The sequence below is a fragment of the Streptomyces sp. NPDC058812 genome (assembly GCF_042744565.1).
In the GTDB taxonomy this organism is placed as follows: domain Bacteria; phylum Actinomycetota; class Actinomycetes; order Streptomycetales; family Streptomycetaceae; genus Streptomyces; species Streptomyces thinghirensis.
Genome location: NZ_JBHYOB010000029.1, coordinates 25,654 through 42,597 on the forward strand (window position 1 = coordinate 25,654; position 16,944 = coordinate 42,597).

13 protein-coding genes are annotated in these 16,944 nt (G+C 71.1%); 10 read left to right on the top strand and 3 right to left on the bottom strand.

The genetic code is table 11. The features are described from left to right. Positions 1–41: 41 nt before the first annotated feature. The 6 genes from ACFW48_RS35925 to ACFW48_RS35950 all read left to right on the top strand — a co-directional run bounded on the left by ACFW48_RS35925 (position 42) and on the right by ACFW48_RS35950 (position 7,847). Positions 42–2,894, top strand: a complete 2,853-nt coding sequence (locus tag ACFW48_RS35925) for a DEAD/DEAH box helicase (protein WP_386322449.1) — start codon at positions 42–44, stop codon at positions 2,892–2,894. Positions 2,895–3,254: 360 nt separating this feature from the next. Continuing rightward, the gene (locus ACFW48_RS35930; RefSeq protein ID WP_386322451.1) at positions 3,255–4,871 is read left to right on the top strand and encodes a sensor histidine kinase; all 1,617 of its coding nucleotides are present in this window, start codon (positions 3,255–3,257) and stop codon (positions 4,869–4,871) included. Positions 4,872–4,897: 26 nt separating this feature from the next. Beyond that, positions 4,898–5,275, top strand: coding sequence for a roadblock/LC7 domain-containing protein (locus tag ACFW48_RS35935; protein WP_247696687.1), 378 nt, complete (start codon positions 4,898–4,900; stop codon positions 5,273–5,275). After that, complete coding sequence (locus ACFW48_RS35940) at positions 5,272–5,688, top strand: DUF742 domain-containing protein (protein WP_386322453.1); 417 nt, start codon at positions 5,272–5,274, stop codon at positions 5,686–5,688. The genes ACFW48_RS35935 and ACFW48_RS35940 overlap by 4 nt, the downstream gene beginning before the upstream one ends. After that, on the top strand, positions 5,669–6,289 hold the full coding sequence (locus ACFW48_RS35945; protein ID WP_310874209.1) for an ATP/GTP-binding protein: 621 nt from the start codon (positions 5,669–5,671) through the stop codon (positions 6,287–6,289). Before ACFW48_RS35940 ends, ACFW48_RS35945 begins: the two co-directional genes overlap by 20 nt. 67 nt (positions 6,290–6,356) lie before the next feature. After that, on the top strand, positions 6,357–7,847 hold the full coding sequence (locus ACFW48_RS35950) for a cytochrome P450 (RefSeq protein ID WP_386322455.1): 1,491 nt from the start codon (positions 6,357–6,359) through the stop codon (positions 7,845–7,847). Here ACFW48_RS35950 and ACFW48_RS35955 read toward each other — a convergent pair. Beyond that, entirely contained in the window at positions 7,841–8,806 is a 966-nt protein-coding gene (locus tag ACFW48_RS35955; protein WP_386322457.1) for an RluA family pseudouridine synthase, read from the bottom strand. The two genes, ACFW48_RS35950 and ACFW48_RS35955, sit on opposite strands and share 7 nt — an antisense overlap. A 79-nt stretch (positions 8,807–8,885) precedes the next feature. Here ACFW48_RS35955 and ACFW48_RS35960 point away from each other — a divergent pair, with 79 nt between their 5' ends. Continuing rightward, positions 8,886–9,467 carry a GNAT family N-acetyltransferase gene (locus tag ACFW48_RS35960; RefSeq protein ID WP_386322459.1) on the top strand — a complete coding sequence of 194 codons (582 nt, stop codon included), beginning with the start codon at positions 8,886–8,888 and terminating at the stop codon, positions 9,465–9,467. Positions 9,468–10,194: 727 nt separating this feature from the next. Here the strand turns inward: ACFW48_RS35960 and ACFW48_RS35965 are convergent. Continuing rightward, on the bottom strand, positions 10,195–11,040 hold the full coding sequence (locus ACFW48_RS35965; RefSeq protein ID WP_386322461.1) for a siderophore-interacting protein: 846 nt from the start codon (positions 11,038–11,040) through the stop codon (positions 10,195–10,197). 140 nt (positions 11,041–11,180) lie between these two features. Next, on the bottom strand, positions 11,181–12,125 hold the full coding sequence (locus ACFW48_RS35970; RefSeq protein WP_386322463.1) for a 5'-3' exonuclease H3TH domain-containing protein: 945 nt from the start codon (positions 12,123–12,125) through the stop codon (positions 11,181–11,183). A 203-nt stretch (positions 12,126–12,328) separates the two neighbouring features. Here ACFW48_RS35970 and ACFW48_RS35975 point away from each other — a divergent pair, with 203 nt between their 5' ends. From ACFW48_RS35975 to ACFW48_RS35985, 3 genes are all read left to right on the top strand, one after another. Further along, positions 12,329–13,414, top strand: a complete 1,086-nt coding sequence (locus ACFW48_RS35975; protein WP_386322465.1) for a glycine betaine/L-proline ABC transporter ATP-binding protein — start codon at positions 12,329–12,331, stop codon at positions 13,412–13,414. Further along, entirely contained in the window at positions 13,407–16,022 is a 2,616-nt protein-coding gene (locus ACFW48_RS35980; RefSeq protein ID WP_386322467.1) for an ABC transporter permease/substrate binding protein, read from the top strand. The genes ACFW48_RS35975 and ACFW48_RS35980 overlap by 8 nt, the downstream gene beginning before the upstream one ends. A 352-nt stretch (positions 16,023–16,374) precedes the next feature. After that, positions 16,375–16,944: a helix-turn-helix domain-containing protein gene (locus ACFW48_RS35985; protein ID WP_386322469.1), complete on the top strand. Its 570-nt coding sequence runs from the start codon at positions 16,375–16,377 to the stop codon at positions 16,942–16,944.

Below are 16,944 nucleotides of genomic sequence, written 5' to 3' on the forward strand. Positions count from 1 at the left end.
GCGGAAGCTCCCCACGATCCCTCACGGGACCGATCCCGATAATGATCGTCCTGTTGTCAGTGCGGCCCGGTACGCTCGAAAGCACGATGACAGACGATCTCTCTCCGGCCGAGCGGTACGCGGCAGCCCGCCAGCGCGCTGCCGAGCAGGCCACCGCGCTCGCCTCCTTCCGCGAGATGTACGACTTCGGCCTCGACCCCTTCCAGATCGAGGCCTGCCAGGCACTCGAGGCGGGCAAGGGCGTGCTGGTGGCCGCGCCCACCGGCTCCGGCAAGACGATCGTCGGCGAGTTCGCCGTCCACCTCGCCCTCCAGCAGGGCAAGAAGTGCTTCTACACGACGCCCATCAAGGCGCTGTCGAACCAGAAGTACGCCGACCTGTGCCGCCGCTACGGCGCGGACAGAGTGGGCCTGCTCACCGGCGACAACAGCGTGAACTCCGACGCCCCGGTGGTCGTGATGACCACCGAGGTCCTGCGGAACATGCTCTACGCCGGCTCCCAGACCCTCCTCGGCCTCGGCCACGTGGTCATGGACGAGGTGCACTACCTCTCCGACCGCTTCCGCGGTGCCGTGTGGGAGGAAGTGATCATCCACCTCCCCGAATCCGTGACCCTGGTGTCACTGTCGGCGACCGTGTCGAACGCGGAGGAGTTCGGCGACTGGCTCGACACCGTGCGCGGCCACACCGAGGTGATCGTCTCCGAGCACCGGCCGGTGCCGCTGTTCCAGCACGTGCTGGCCGGGCGCCGGATGTACGACCTGTTCGAGGAGGGCGAGGGCCACAAGAAGGCCGTCAACCCCGACCTCACGCGCATGGCGCGCCTGGAGGCGAGCCGCCCGTCCTACCAGGACCGCAGGCGCGGCCGTGCCATGAAGGAGGCCGACCGGGAGCGCGAGCGCCGGCAGCGCTCCCGCGTCTGGACGCCGGGCCGGCCCGAGGTCATCGAGCGCCTGGACGCCGAGGGCCTGCTGCCCGCGATCACCTTCATCTTCAGCCGCGCCGCCTGCGAGGCCGCCGTCCAGCAGTGCATGTACGCCGGGCTGCGGCTCAACGACGAGGACGCGCGGGAGCGGGTGCGCGCCCTGGTCGAGGAGCGCACGTCCTCCATCCCGACCGAGGACCTGCACGTCCTGGGCTACTACGAGTGGCTGGAGGGCCTGGAGCGCGGCATCGCCGCCCACCACGCGGGCATGCTGCCGACGTTCAAGGAGGTCGTCGAGGAGCTGTTCGTGCGCGGACTGGTCAAGGCCGTCTTCGCGACCGAGACCCTCGCCCTCGGCATCAACATGCCCGCCCGCTCGGTCGTGCTGGAGAAGCTCGTCAAGTGGAACGGCGAGCAGCACGCCGACATCACCCCCGGCGAGTACACCCAGCTCACCGGCCGGGCCGGGCGGCGCGGCATCGACGTCGAGGGCCATGCCGTCGTGCTGTGGCAGCGCGGCATGAACCCCGAGCACCTCGCGGGACTGGCCGGTACACGCACGTACCCGCTGCGCTCCAGCTTCAAGCCGTCGTACAACATGGCGGTCAACCTGGTCGAGCAGTTCGGCCGGCACCGTTCGCGGGAGCTGCTGGAGACCTCCTTCGCGCAGTTCCAGGCGGACAAGTCGGTCGTCGGCATCTCCCGTCAGGTCCAGCGCAACGAGGAAGGGCTGGAGGGCTACAAGGCCTCCATGACCTGCCACCTCGGCGACTTCGAGGAGTACGCGCGGCTGCGCCGCGAGCTGAAGGACCGCGAGACCGAGCTGGCTCGGCAGGGCGCCAACCAGCGGCGCGCCGAGGCCGCCGTGGCGCTGGAGAAGCTGAAGCCGGGCGACGTCATCCACGTGCCGACGGGCAAGTACGCGGGCCTCGCCCTGGTGCTGGACCCGGGCCTGCCCGCCGGCCGGTCCAACGGTCACCGCGGCTTCGAGCACCACGACGGGCCCCGCCCGCTGGTGCTGACCGCCGAGCGGCAGGTCAAGCGGCTGGCGTCGATGGACTTCCCGGTGCCGGTCGAGGCGCTGGAGCGGATGCGCATCCCGAAGTCCTTCAACCCGCGCTCACCCCAGTCCCGCCGCGACCTCGCCTCCGCACTGCGCACCAAGGCCGGGCACATCCCGCCGGAGCGCGCCCGCAAGAAGCGTTCCCAGGCCGCCGACGACCGGGAGATCGCCCGGCTGCGCAAGGACATCCGCGCCCACCCGTGCCACGGCTGCGACGACCGCGAGGACCACGCCCGCTGGGCCGAGCGCTACCACCGGCTGCTGCGCGACACCTCCCAGCTGGAGCGCCGGATCGAGGGCCGGACGAACACCATCGCCCGCACCTTCGACCGGATCGTCGCGCTGCTGACGGAGATGGACTACCTGCGCGGCGACGAGGTCACCCAGCACGGCAAGCGCCTCGCCCGGCTCTACGGCGAACTGGACCTGCTCGCCAGTGAGTGTCTGCGCGAGGGCGTCTGGGAGGGCCTCTCCCCGGCCGAGCTGGCCGCCTGCGTCTCCGCGCTGGTCTTCGAGTCCCGGGCCGCCGACGACGCGATGGCGCCGAAGCTGCCCTCGGGCAAGGCCAAGGCCGCGCTCGGTGAGACCGTCCGCATCTGGGGTCGCCTCGACGCCCTGGAGGAGGACTTCCGGATCAGCCAGACCGAGGGCGTCGGCCAGCGCGAGCCCGACCTCGGCTTCGCCTGGGCCGCGTACATGTGGGCGTCCGGCAAGGGCCTCGACGAGGTGCTGCGCGAGGTGGAGATGCCCGCCGGCGACTTCGTGCGCTGGTGCAAGCAGGTCATCGACGTCCTCGGCCAGATCTCGGCCGCCGCGCCCGCCGAGGGCTCGACGGTCCCGAAGAACGCGCGCAAGGCGGTCGACGAACTGCTGCGCGGGGTGGTCGCCTACTCGTCGGTGGGCTAGCCCTGCGTATCGGAGGCCCGGCGGTGTTCCGCCGGGCCTCCGGCGTTTCTGGATGCCTTCGGCGTCTCTTTCCCTCATTACGGTGAGTGATTTTCGTACGCCCGCTCACCACTACACCGTGTGTTCGAGTGACTCCCGGGCGTGCAAATGGGCCCGAGACTACTCCAGTCCCAGTGCCCGTTTCAGGTGCTTGCTGAATATGACACGGCGATGATCCCCTCGGACTAAGCTCGCCCGCAGCGCACCGAGTTGAGGTGAAATCGCGCGCTTGTTCCCAATGCGCCGAAGATCCCGACAACTCCCAGAGATACCCCGCCGCAAGCTCCCCCATCCCAGCCGATTCGTTTTCAGAGGGCCTACATGGTGAGTGTTGATTCCCCTCCAGGTCGCCGTGAACTTCCCTACGCGCGAACGCTGTTGCTGCCGGCCATACTGATGGCCGCGGCCACCGGGGCCGCCGTCGCCCTGGTGACGGAACCGGCCCGGCTCGCCGTCGGCCTGTGCGGTGCCGTCGCCACCCTGCTGGTGATCGCCGCGGCGGCCGAAGCGGTACGCCGCGGCCGTGCGCTACGGGTCCTGCGTGCCGAGCACGCCCGTCACAGCGCGTATCTGGAACGCCGGGCCGCGAGCCATCACGAGGAGATGGTCCGCCTCGGCGGCGAAGTCCTGCCCAACGTCCTGGACTTCATGCGCTCGGGAAGCACACCCGAAGAGGTGATGCGCCGTCTCGGCGAGGTCGACCCCTCCTACACCGAACTCGGCGAGCCCCAGCGCAAGCTCATCCGCATGGTGTGCGACATCGTCGATCACCAGGACTCCATGCGCGAATCCGCCGAGCGTTCCTTCGTCGACATCGCCCGCCGCGTCCAGGCGATCGTCCACCAGCAGAACAAGGAACTCCGCGAGATGGAGGAGGACCACGGGCGCAACCCCGAGGTCTTCGACGACCTCCTGCGCATCGACCACGGCACCGCCCTGATCGGCCGCCTCGCCGACTCGATCTCCGTCATCGGCGGCGGCCGGCCCGGACGCCAGTGGCCCAAGCCGGTGGCGCTCTACAGCGTGCTGCGCGGCGCCATGTCCCGGATCCTGGAGTACCGCCGGATCAACCTGGCCTCCATCGCCAAGGTCAACATCAAGGGCACCGCGGTCGAGCAGGTCATCCACGCCGCGGCGGAACTCCTCGACAACGCCACCCGCTACTCGCCGCCGGGGTCCAAGGTGCACGTCACCGCGACCGAGGTGCAGAGCGGTGTGTGCATCGAGATCGAGGACGCCGGCGTCAGCCTCAGCGAGGAGTCCCGCGCCCGTATCGAGGGACTGCTGGAGCACGCCAAACGCGGCACCGACGTGCAGGACCTCGCCCACCACCCGCGGCTGGGCCTGTCGGTCGTCGGCCGCCTGTGCACGCAGTACGGCATGGACGTGTCCCTGCGGGCCTCCGCGTACGGCGGCGTCCGGGCCATCCTCATCGTGCCCAGCAAGATGATGACCACCGAGCCCGGAGTCGGCCTCGCCCACGGCATCGGCGCGGCGTCGATCCCGCAGCCGGGCCCGGACGCCCTGCCCGGACCCAATCGCCCGCCCAAGAAGCGCCGCCCCACCAGCCCCCGTATCCCCGACACGGTCTCCCTGGAGGACGACGTTCCCGAGGTGACCGAGTGGACGGCGGGCGGCCTCCCGCAGCGCCGCAGCCGGGTCAAGATGCCGCTCAGCCAGCGCCTCGCCGAACAGGCTGTCTGGGAGCGGGAGGACGCCGAGCGCGAGGCCCGCCTGGCCGCCGAGCGCGCCCGAAACGGCTTCCCGCCGGAGCCGGAGCCCGAGCCGGTGAAGGACGAGGGGCTCCCGCCGGGGCACTTCATCGGGGCCTTCTGGGAGGGCCTCAAGCAGCACACGGGCAGCACCCAGGCCCACCAGCAGTCCAGCAGCAACGAGCCGGCCCACGCCCCGGCAGACGACGAGGGGAACCTCAAGTGATCGAGCAGCAAGGCAAGTTCGACTGGATGCTCCGGGATCTCTACGACGGCGTCCCGGGCATCGAGATGATCGTGGTGCTCTCCGCCGACGGCCTGCGCATCGCCCGCTACTCCGGGGACCCGGACGCCGCCGACCGGGTCGCCGCGGCCTGCGCGGGCCTGCAGAGCCTGGCGAGTGCCGTCAGCCAGGAGATCCCGACCAGCGACGGCGACATGAAGATGGTCCTCATCGAGATGAACGGCGGCTACTTCTACCTGATGGCCGCCGGACCCAACGCCTACCTCGCCGTGCTCTCCGACGTCTGTTGCGAGCCCGGCCGGATGGGCCTCAGCATGGCCGACCTGGTCGCCCGCATCGGGCCCCATCTCACCAGTCCCGCCAGGCGCAACGGGCAGACCGTATGACTCCTCCCCAACGCCAGAGGCGATCTCCCGGGCAGGAGCCGTCCGCCGCGTCCTCCGCTGCCGGACCTCCCGGCAAGGACGACGGGACGCCCAACCCCGAGCGGCTGTTCGTCATCGGCGGGGAGGGCGGCGGCGAGCGCGCCGACATCGACCTGGTCACCCTGATCGTGGCCCGAGCCGACCCTCCGGTGTCCGCCACTCCCGAACAGGCGGCCCTGCTGCGGCTGTGCGCCGCGCCCCTGTCCGCAGCCGAGCTGTCGGCCTACCTGGGCCTGCCGTTCAGTGTGGTGACCGTGCTGCTCACCGACTTGCTGGCAGCGGAACTGGTGCAGGCCCGCGCCCCGATCGTCCGCCAGAAGGTCGCCGACCGAAACCTCCTCGAAGCGGTGATGCATGGACTTCAAAAACTCTGACACGATCCCGGGCCCACGGACCGAGGACCGGCTTCCGCACACGGCCGAGGCCGCCGTGAAGATCGTCATCGTGGGCGGCTTCGGGGTCGGCAAGACCACCATGGTCGGTTCGGTCAGCGAGATCAGACCGCTGACCACCGAGGAGACGATGACCCAGGCCGGCATCGGGGTCGACGACAACTACGGTTCCGCCTCCAAGACGGCCACCACGGTGGCCATGGACTTCGGCCGCATCAGCATCACCGACCAACTGGTGCTGTACCTCTTCGGCACGCCCGGCCAGGAGCGCTTCTGGTTCCTGTGGAACGGCCTGTTCGAGGGCGCCCTCGGCGCGGTGGTACTCGTCGACACCCGCCGCCTGGACGTCAGCTTCGACGTCATGGGGCGCCTGGAGGAGCGCGGTGTGCCCTTCGTGGTCGCCGTCAACACCTTCCCCGACGCCCCCCGTTACCCCGTCGAGGAGCTGCGGGCCGCGCTCGACCTGACCGAGGAGATCCCCATCCTCGACTGCGACGTGCGGCGCCGGGCCTCCAGCCGGGACGTCCTGCTGACACTGACGCGCTTCCTGCACTCCATCGCGATGAAGGGCGCGCTCGGCTGACCCGGCGCGGCCGACCGGCCTCCTCGAACCACACCCCTGACCCACACTTCTGTTGCGGAGCGACACTGTGACGCCTGAACGCCACTCCCTGACCGGAACGGGCGACCCCCTGCTCGAACCGCCGCCCGGCTGCCCCGCGCACGGCCTCGGACCGGGCGGACTGCACCGGCTGCACGAGACGGAGGACCTGGAAGAGCTGTACGAGAAGCTGCGCGAGCAACATGGTCCGGTGGCGCCGGCGCTGCTCCACGACGACGTACCGATGTGGGTGGTCCTCGGGCACGCCGAGAACCTGCACATGGTGAGCACGCCCGCCCAGTTCTGCCGCGACAGCCGGATCTGGACGCCGCTCAACGAGGGCATGGTCAAGCCGGACCACCCCCTCATGCCGCACATCGCCTGGCAGCCCATCTGCTCCCACGCGGAGGGCGACGAGCACAAGCGGCTGCGCGGCGCGGTCACCAGCGCCATGTCCGACATCGACTACCGGGAACTGCGCCGCCACATCAAGCGGTACACCCAGCGCCACGTCAACCGGTTCTGCGAGGAGGGCCGCGCCGACCTGGTCAGCCAGTTCGCCGAGCACCTGCCGATGGGAGTGATGTGCCATCTCCTCGGCATGCCGGAGGAGTACAACGACCGGATGGTCGAGGCCGCCCGCGACGCGCTCAAGGGCACCGAGACGGCGATCGCCAGCCACGCCTACGTCATGGACGCCCTGGACCGCCTCACCACCGCCCGCCGGGCCAACCCCGAGGACGACATCGCCGGGCGCCTTGTCACCCACCCCGCCGGGCTCACCGACGACGAGGTCAGGGAGCACCTGCGGTTGGTCCTCCTGGCCGCCTACGAAGCGACCGTGAACCTCATCAGCAACGTGCTGCGCGTGGTGCTCACCGACCCGGGCTTCCGCGCCCAGCTCAGCGGCGGCCAGATGACGGTGCCCGAGGCGGTCGAGCAGTCCCTGTGGGACGAGCCGCCGTTCAGTACCGTCTTCGCCTACTTCGCCAAGCAGGAGACCGAACTGGGCGGTCAGCGCATCCGCGCGGGCGACGGGCTGCTGCTCGGCATCGCCCCGGGCAACGTCGACCCGCGCATCCGCCCCGACCTGGACGCGAGCATGCAGGGCAACCGCGCCCACCTCGCCTTCGGCGGCGGTCCGCACGAGTGCCCCGGCCAGGACATCGGGCGTGCCATCGCGGACGCCGGGATCGACGCGCTGCTGATGCGGCTGCCGGACGTCCAGCTCGCCATCGACGAGGGCGAACTGCGGTGGCGCTCGTCGATCGCCTCTCGGCACCTGGTGGAACTGCCGGTGTACTTCGAGCCCAAGGCGCAGCAGGACATCAGGCAGCAGCCGAGCCACGCCCCGGTCCCGGAGCGGCGCACCGCCTGGCACGTCGGCATCCCGCGGCCGGAGAGCCGGCCCGAACCGCAGGCCCCGTCGTACCCGCCGGAGCCCGCGCCGTTGACGGCCGCGCAGCCCCAGCCGGTGCCGGAGCAGCCACGTCCCCGCGGTGCCTGGCAGCGCTTCCTGCTCTGGTGGCGCGGCTACTGACGGCCGGCGGCCCAGTCCTCATACGCCGTCCAGGCGCCGAGGGACCGTCCGCTGCGGAAGCGGTGCTCCCGCCCCGTGACCGGATCGGTGAACCCCAGCTCCCGCGCCAGCAGTTGCAGCGGGCGCCGGAAGTCGCCGGCCGGCACGGGGTCGGTCACCTCGGGGTAGAGCGGGTCGCCGAGGATCGGCACGCCGAGCGCGGTCATGTGGACGCGCAGCTGGTGGGTCTGGCCGGTGCCGGGCACCAGCCGGTACCGGCCCAGGCCGGTGCCCGGGTCCGGGCGGCGCTCGATCAGCTCGACGCGGCTCACGGCGTTCGGCTCGCCCTCGATCTCCTGGGCGGCCAGCACCCCGCGTTCCTTGAGGATTCGGCTGCGCACGGTCCGGGGGAGGACCAGCTCCGGATCGTACGGGGCGACGGCCTCGTACTCCTTGCGCACCAGCCGGTCGCGGAACAGGCCCTGGTACGCGCCGCGCTCCTCGGGGCGCACCGTGAACAGGACCAGTCCGGCGGTGAGCCGGTCCAGGCGGTGAGCGGCGCCGAGCGCCGGGACACCCAGTTCCCGGCGCAGCCGTGCGAGCGCGGTCTCGGTGACGTGGCCGCCGCGCGGGGTGGTGGCCAGGAAGTGCGGCTTGTCGGCGACGACGATGTGCTCGTCGCGGTACACGATCTCCAGGGGGAAGGGCACGGGTACCTCGGCGGGCAGCTCGCGGTGGTACCACACGAACATCCCGGGCTCGTACGGCGCGTCCTCCGGTACGGCCCGCCCGTCCGCGCCGACGAACAGCCCGGCGTCGAACATGCCGTCGACCACGCCGGCGCCGGCGCGTGCCAACCGCTCCGTCAGGTGTTCCCGCACCGTGGACCACGGCCCGTCGGCGGGCAGCCGCACCCGCACCGCGTCGATCCCGTCGCGCTGCGGGAGGGGCGAGGGCGGGGGAGGGGTGCGGCGTCTCATCGCCTGCCAGCGTACGAGGCGGCGGCCGGTGCCGGAAAACCGCTGGGCCGCCGAACGGGGCGTTGGCAGGATGCGGCCCATGCCCTACCTGACGCGCCCGGTCCTTCCCGCAGGCTCTCTCGCCCGTACCCCGCAGCCCACGGTCCCCACCGGCGACGGGCTGGTACTGCGCCCGTGGCGCGCCGAGGACGCGCCCGCAGTGCACGCGGCCTTCCAGGACCCGGTGATGCACCAGTGGCACATCCGCACCGCCGACTCCGAGGAGGAGGTGCGCGGCTGGATCGCCGAGTGGCAGCGGGGCTGGGCCCACGAGCGCAACGTCCAGTGGGCCGTCGCCGACGAGGCCGACGACCGGCTCCTCGGCAGGGTCGCCCTCCGCGAGGTCCTGCTCGACGACGGGGTGGCCGAGGTCGCCTACTGGACCACGGCGGCGGCTCGCGGCCGGGGCGTCGCGGCCCGCGCCACGAACGGGCTCGCCCGCTGGGCCCTGGACGAGATCGGCTTCCAGCGACTGGAACTCACCCACTCCGTCGCCAACGAGGCCTCCTGCCGGGTCGCCCGCAAGGCACGCTTCGCCCTGGAGGGCACCAAGCGCAGCGCCCTGCTCCATCCAGACGGCTGGCACGACATGCACCTGCACGCACGCGTACGCGGCGACTGAGGCCCGGACGCCTCGACGGCCGATGCGGGCGGCACGTAGTGGGCTTGACGTGGCCGACGCGGCGCCGCGCGCTGTACGCGGGGAGTGCGGCGGCCCGGGCGCGGCGGCCACGACCGCGCTCGACGGTGCGCGCGGGCCCGCGCGTGTGCGGGACACCGGGGCGGGGCGGGCCGGTGTGCGGAGTCCCGCGGCGTGACCGGCGTGACCGGCGTGACCGGCGTGGCGAGGCGTCGTGGGCCCGCTGTGCGCGATGCTGCGCGGGCGTGTGCGTGGCGGGGTGGGCCGAGGTGCGGGCTCGGCCGCGCGGCCGGTGGGTGGTGTGGTGCGACGGGTGGGTGGCCGTGCGGCGCTGTGCCTTGTGTGGCGGTGCGCCGGCCGACGGGTGTTCTGTCGGGCAGACCGTGTGCGCCGGCCGAGGCGTGCTCTATCGGGCAGGCCGTGTGCGCCGGTGGATACGTGATACGCGGCACACCCGGCGCGGCTCGCTATACGGCCGGGTGGTGGCCAGGGGCTCGGCCAGGCGGTCGGGTGGTGGTGGCGGGCTCGGTTATGCGGCTGGGGGTGGCCGCGGGCCCGGTTATGCGGCTGGGGGTGGCCGCGGGCCCGGTTATGCGGCTGGGTGGTGGCGGCGGGCTCGGTTACGCGGCCCGGTGGTGGCGGGCCCCGTTATGCGGCCCGGTGGTGGCCGCGGGCTCGGGCCGCCGTCGGGCGGTTGCCACCGGCTCGGTCACGCCGCCGGGGCGGTGCCCTCCTGCTCCGCCTCGATGCGTGCGTTCCACTCCCGCTTCGAGGCCTGCCAGCCGTCCTCGTTGTGGCCGAGGCGCCAGTACCCGGAGATGGAGAGGTCCTCGCGGGGGATCTCGCGTTCCACCCGGAGGAGCCCCCGCAGTTCCTTCACGCAGGCCGCCTCGCCGTGCACGAAGGCGTGCACCCGGCCCTCGGGGAAGTCCAGGCCGCGCAGGGCCTCGACCAGGGCCTGGCCCACCGGACGGTCGCCGCGGTGCAGCCAGACGACCTCCACGTCGGAGTCGATCTTCTGCTCCTCCTCGGGCCCGTCGACCTCGATGAAGGCGAAGGCGCGGGCACCGTCGGGCAGTGCCTCCAGGGACCGGGCGATCGCGGGCAGCGCGCTCTCGTCACCGGCGAGCAGGTGCCAGTCGGCGGCGGGGTCGGGGGCGTAGGCGCCGCCGGGGCCCATGAAGCGGACGGTCTCGCCAGGCTGGACGCGCTTCGCCCAGGGGCCGGCCAGACCCTCGTCGCCGTGGATCACGAAGTCCAGGGTCAGCTCACAAAGCTCTGCGTCCCAGTGGCGCACCGTGTACGTCCGGGTCACCGGCCACTGGTCGCGGGGGAACTCCTCGCGGATCCGTTCCATGTCGAAGGGCTCCGGGTAGGTCGCGCCCCCGGAGGGGAACAGCAGCTTCACGTAATGGTCGGTGCAGGTGTCCGCCGGCAGCCCGGCGAGTCCCTCGCCGCCGAGCACCACACGCTGCATGTGCGGGGTCAGCCGCTCGGTGCGGACGACCTGTGCGGTGTGCGGCTTGCGCGGCTTGCGTGCCGGACGGTCTGCCATGTCGGCCTCCCTGCTCCCTGCGTGAGGGTTCCCTGACTTAGGTTTACCTAAGTTAGCATCCTCGCGTGCGCCAAGTACGGCTTCCCCTCGTCGGAGCTCCGATGCGCCGGGCAGGCATTGCCTGCCCGGGCCGCACGGCTTCAGGCGCCGAGTGTCGTCAGCAGCCGCTGCAGTGATCCGCCCAGACCCCAGCGGGCCGCCAGTCCGTCCAGCGCCGCGGCGTCGCGCGGGGCGTGCGGCAGCGCGGTGTCGACGTCCGGCAGCGGGACGTCGTCGGCTACCCGGACGACCTTCGGGGCGACCGCGAGATACGGCGCGGCCTCGGTCAGCCGCTTGCGCTGCGAGGGCGTGAGCTTCGCCCTCGGGTCGTCGACGGCGGCCTGGATCCCGGCCAGGTCCCCGAACTCGGCGAGCAGCTTGGCCGCCGTCTTCTCGCCGATGCCCGCCACGCCCGGCAGGCCGTCGCTCGGGTCGCCCCGCAGCAGCGCCAGATCGGCGTACCCGCGGCCGTCGACGCCGTACTTCTCGCGCAGCGCGGCCTCGTCGGTGAGGGCGAGCGTGCCGACGCCCTTGATCGGATACAGCACGCGCACGCCACGGGCGTCGTCGACGAGCTGGTAGAGGTCCCGGTCGCCGGTGACGATGTCGACCGGGCCCGTCGCCCGCGCCGTGTAGGTGCCGATGACGTCGTCCGCCTCGTACCCGGCCACGCCGACGCGGGCGATGCCGAGCGCGTCGAGGACGGCCTCGATGACCGGCACCTGCGGCGAGAGCGTGTCGGGCACCTCCTCGGTGTCCGGGCCCGCCGGGCGCTCCTCGGCGACGCGGTGCGCCTTGTAGGAGGGGATCAGCTCCACGCGCCACTGCGGGCGCCAGTCGGCGTCCATGCAGGCGACGAGGTGGTCGGGCCGGTGGTCCTTCACCAGGCGGTCGATGAAGTCGAGGAGTCCGCGCACGGCGTTCACCGGCGTGCCGTCGGGGGCCCTCACGGAGTCCGGTACGCCGAAGTAGGCGCGGAAGTAGAGGGAGGCGGTGTCGAGAAGCATCAGTCGTCCGGTCACGCCTCGCATCATGCCGCAGGCCATGTGGCGAGGAGGTGGAGGACGTGTGAACTGGGTCACTCAAATGTTTGGGCCGGGACGATCAGGGCAGGCGCGCACCCGGGTCAAAGCTGGTTGATGCTTTCAACTGTTAGCGAGTCTTCGTATCTACGACTGCTCGCATCAGCGGGTCTGCGCATCGGCGAGTCTTCACGGCCCGGTCCCTGCCCCCGATGCAAGAGGTAAGCGTGTCAGCCAGACTAGAGGCCGAAAACCTGTACAAGGTCTTCGGCAGGAAACCGGACCAGGCAGCCGAACGGCTGCGCCAGGGAGCCGACCGGGAGGAACTGCGCGCCGACGGCACCACGGCCGCCGTCATCGACGCGTCCTTCACCGTGGAGCCCGGCGAGATCTTCGTGGTCATGGGGCTGTCCGGGTCCGGCAAGTCCACGCTGCTGCGCATGCTCAACGGTCTGCTGGAGCCGACCGCCGGGCACGTCCGGTTCGGTGGTCAGGACCTGACGGAACTCGGCGACCGCCGACTGCGCGAGGTCCGCTCCAAGCAGATCAGCATGGTCTTCCAGCACTTCGCGCTCTTCCCGCACCGCAGCGTCCGTGACAACGCTGCCTACGGTCTTGAAGTGCAGGGCGTGCCCCGCGCCGAGCGCGAGCGCCGCGCCGACGAGGCGCTCGCCCTGTGCGGCCTGGCCGGCTGGGAGAAGTCCTGGCCGGACGAGCTGTCCGGCGGTATGCAGCAGCGCGTGGGCCTGGCCCGCGCCCTCGCCACGGACGCCGACCTGCTGCTCATGGACGAGTCCTTCAGCGCCCTCGACCCGCTGATCCGCCGCGACATGCAGGACCAGCTGCTCGAACTGCAGAAGACCCTGAAGAAGACCATCGTCTTCATCACCCACGACCTCAACGAGGCCATGCGCCTGGGCGACCGCATCGCCGTCATGCGGGACGGCCGGATCGTGCAGATAGGCACCGCGCAGGACATCCTGATACGTCCCGCCAACGACTACGTCGCCTCCTTCACCCAGGACGTCGACCGCTCCCGCGTACTCACCGCCCGAGCCGTCATGGAGACCGAACTGCGCGGCGACGAGGCCGACTGCGCGTGCGACACGGCCACGCCCGAGACGCCGTTCACCGAGCTGTGCGCCATCAGTGCGCGCGTGCCGCACCCCGTCGCGGTCGTCGACGACGGCGACCTCGTGGGCGTGGTCCCCTCCCGCCGCCTCGTGGGCTTCCTGGGCGACGAGCAGGCCGAGGTCGGCACCTGCGACTCCCCGCGCGACAAGGGTCCCGAGAAGGTGATGGCCCGTGCCTAGGATTCCGCTCGGCGACTGGGTCAACAGCGCCGTCGACTGGCTGCTCGGACACGTCGCGTGGCTCTTCGACTTCCTCAAGACCGTCTTCACCGGCACCTACGACGGCATCAACGCCGTCCTCCAGGCGCCCGAACCGCTGCTCCTCGTCGGCATCTTCGCGATCATCGCCTTCTGGCTGCGCGGCACGGTCGCCGGTGTTCTCACCTTCCTCGGATTCGCGTTCATCGTCTCCATGGAACTGTGGGAAAACGCGATGATCACCCTGGCGCTGGTGCTCGTCGCCACCCTGATCGCGCTGGTCGTCGCGGTGCCCGTGGGTATCTGGGCGGCCCGTTCGGACCGGGTCAGCGGCGTCGTCCGGCCGGTGCTGGACTTCATGCAGACGCTGCCCGCGATGATCTACCTGATCCCGGCGATCCTGTTCTTCGGCACCGGCGCCTCCGCGGGCATCGTCGCCACCCTGATCTTCGCGCTCGCCCCGGGCGTTCGCATGACCGAGCTGGGCATCCGCCAGGTCGACAAGGAACTGGTCGAGGCCGCCGAGGCCTTCGGCACCACTCCCCGCAACACCCTGCTGCGCGTCCAGCTCCCGCTGGCGCTGCCCACGGTGATGGCGGGCGTCAACCAGGTCATCATGCTCGGCCTGTCCATGGCCGCGATCGCGGGCATGGTCGGCACCGGCGGCCTCGGCGGCGACGTCAACGAGGCGATCGGCCAGCTCAACGTCGGCCTCGGCTCCGAGTCCGGCATCGCCATCGTGATCCTCGCGATCTACCTGGACCGCATGACCAGCGCCCTGGGCACCCACGTCTCGCCGCTGGGCCGGCGCGCCGCGGCCCGGGCCCGGGCCGCGAGCGGCATGAAGATCTGGTCCTACCGTCCCCGTCCGCAGGTCGCCGTGATCGGCGTCGTGATCCTGGCCCTGGTGGCCGGCGGCATGGGCATGTTCGGCGGCTCCGGCGACTCGAAGAGCGTCGCCGACGGCAAGAACGTCGGCCAGGGCAAGAAGGTCTCTCTCGGCTACGTCCCGTGGGACGAGGGTGTCGCCTCCACCTTCCTGTGGAAGGAGATCCTCGAACAGCGCGGCTACGAGGTGGAGGCCAGGCAGTTCGACGCCGGGCCGCTCTACACCTCCCTGGCCCAGGGCGACATCGACATCGTCACCAACTCCTGGCTGCCGACCACGCACGAGCAGTACTGGAAGAAGTACGGCGACCGGCTCGACGACCTCGGCTCCTGGTACGACGAGACGTCGCTGGAGCTGACCGTCCCCGCGTACATGAAGGACGTCAACTCACTGGCGGACCTCAAGGGCAAGGCCGACCTGTTCGACGGCAAGATCACCGGCATCGAGTCCAGCGCCGGTGAGATGGCCCTGCTGAAGAGCAAGGTCCTCAAGGAGTACGGCCTGGAGAAGGAGTACAAGGTCGTCGACAGCTCCACCCCGGCGATGCTGGCCGAGCTGAAGCGGGCGATGAGCAAGAAGGAGCCGGTGGTCGTCACGCTCTGGTCCCCGCACTGGGCGTACAACGACCTCGACCTGAAGAAGCTGAAGGACCCCAAGGGCGCCTGGGGCGCGGGTGACGGCGTGCACACGCTGTCCCGCAAGGGCTTCGCCGGCGACGACCCCACCACGGCCAAGTGGCTCAAGGACTTCTCGCTGACCGAGAAGCAGCTCACCAGCCTCGAGGCCGAGATCAACAAGGCCGGCAAGGGCAACCAGCAGGACGCCGTCCGCACCTGGCTGGACGCCAACCCGGGCCTCGTCGACAAGCTCGCCCCGGTCGAGGGCGGCGCCGGCGCCACCCCGGCCGAGGCGAAGCGCCCGCTGGACATCGCCTGGTTCCCCTGGGACGAGGACATCGCCGTCACCTACCTGTGGAAGAACGTCCTGGAGCGGCGCGGCTACAAGCTGAACCTGAAGCAGATGGACGTCGGCCCGGTCTACACCGGCCTGGCCTCCGGCGACCTCGACCTCAACTTCGACGCCTGGCTGCCCTACGCCCAGAAGAACTACTGGGACAAGCACAAGAACAACCTCACCGACCTGGGCACCTGGTACGAGCCGACGTCCCTGGAGATCGCCGTCCCCTCGTACGTGAAGGACGTCAAGTCCCTCGCGGACCTCAAGGGCAAGGCCGACCTCTTCGACGGGAAGATCATCGGCATCGAGCCCGGCACCGGTGAGATGCAGCTCCTCAAGGACGAGGTCGTGCCGGGCTACGGCCTGGAGGACGAGTACGAGGTCGTCGACGGCTCCACGCCGGCGATGCTGGCCGAGCTCAAGCGCGCCCTGGCCAAGAAGGAGCCGGTCGCGGTCACTCTCTGGTCGCCGCACTGGGCGTACAGCGAGTACGAGCTGACCAAGCTGAAGGACCCCAAGAAGGCCTTCGGCGAGGGCAACACGATCCGCACCATCTCCAGCAAGAAGTTCCCCGAGCAGTACCCGCAGCTCACCGAGTGGATCAAGGACTTCCACATGAGCGAGGACGAGCTCGGCAGCCTGGAGGCGGAGATCAAGAACCGCGGTCAGGGCCACGAGGAGGAAGCCGTGGCGGCCTGGCTGGAGGAGCACCCGGACATGGTCGGGCGGATGACCCCGCAGTAGCGGTACCGGCCCACCCCTCGGGTCGTAGGGAGCCAGGACACGGTAAGGATTTGGACAACCACGGAGCGCCAACCCCCCGCCTGAGCATCCCTCCACCGGGACGGGAGGGGCTGGCGGGAACATGCGGGGCCCGCCACGCCTTGAACCGGTAAGGCGTCCGGCGCGGCGCGCGAGCGGCCCTTTCGGTGGCGAGAAATGTGAGGTCGCGGCCACCGCACCGTGACGTCGATGTGACGGCCGCATGAAACGGTTTGCCGAACATGCGTAGGGTGCAGAGAACTCATCAGGAGTACGGCGCCCGGACCGGGCGGCCGCGGCGGTACCGCGACGGGTGAAGGAGGGAGCCGGAGCGATGGGCGACCACAAAGATCAGCACCTTCGGGTGGGCGCGGCCGTACGGCGGCGGCGCCGGGCCCTCGAACTCACCCTCGCCGTCGTGTCCGAGCGCAGCGGCCTGTCCGTGCCCTTCCTGAGCCAGATCGAGAACGACCGGGCGCGGCCCAGCCAGACCTCCCTGGAGAAGGTGGCCGACGCCCTGCGCACCACCGCCGTGGAACTGCTCGCCGCCGCCGACCCCGCGTGCAGCGTCGACGTCGTCCGGGCCGAGGACCCCGATCCCGAGCTGGCACCCAAGGTGCGCTCGCTGGTGCGCGGACACCACCAGATGCACGCCTCCGAATACACCGGCGACCACGACGCGGGCCGGGAACTGCAGTGCCGCAACGACCAGTTGATGTTCGTCACCGAGGGCGCCGTGGAGATCGAGGCCGAGGGCCGCGCCTACCGGCTGGGGCGCGGCGACACGCTCTACCTCACCGGCGGGGTGCGGCACCGGTGGCGGGCCACGGTGCCCGACACCCGGCTGATCGTGGTCGCCGTCGCCGAGCACATCGAGGCGGTCCGGGAAGGGCCCCGCCGGTGA